Origin of the sequence: Pseudonocardia oceanicola (assembly GCF_047200735.1) — a bacterium.
In the GTDB taxonomy this organism is placed as follows: Bacteria; Actinomycetota; Actinomycetes; order Mycobacteriales; family Pseudonocardiaceae; genus Pseudonocardia.
Map to the genome: position 1 here is coordinate 1 of NZ_JBJZON010000091.1, position 594 is coordinate 594.

At 71.2% G+C, this 594-nt stretch carries 1 pseudogene; it reads right to left on the reverse strand.

Features of this window, described 5'->3' with window-relative positions:
* Positions 1-594 (reverse strand): annotated as a pseudogene (locus ACL02T_RS34945) (2-oxoacid:ferredoxin oxidoreductase subunit beta); the annotation flags it as partial.

The window sequence follows — 594 nt, forward strand, 5'->3', positions numbered from 1 at the left end:
CTGCAGGTCCGTGCCGCCGGGCTTCTGGGCGGCCAGGTCCTTGGCCTGCTGCAGCTGGGCGCGGGCGGCGTCGTCGTAGGTGGTGCGGTCGACGTCGCGGAAGATGCCGGTGACGGTGTGGGTGAGGTCCTGGTCGGACAGCCGCGAGAGGGCGAAGGCCAGCTCGAGGTTGCTCGCGTCGTGCACCATGATCTCGGCCGGGTCGACGTCGGCGGCCTTGACGACCTCGAGCCGGAACCCGCGCTGGACCACGGCGAAGCGGTCGTCCTCGGGCCCGAAGGTGATCGGCTCGCCGTGGCGGACCGGCACGAGGCGCTGGTCCTTGGTCTCCGGCTTGCGCAGCAGGTCGAAGGAGCCGTCGTTGAAGATCGGGCAGTCCTGGAAGATCTCCACCAGGGCGGAGCCGCGGTGCGCGGCGGCGGCACCCAGGACCTCGGTGAGGCCCTTGCGGTCGGAGTCCAGCGCCCGCCCGACGAAGCTCGCCTCGGCGCCCAACGCGAGGGAGATCGGGTTGAACGGGTGGTCGAGCGAGCCCATGGGGGTGGACTTGGTGACCTTCCCGACCTCGGAGGTCGGGCTGTACTGGCCCTTGGT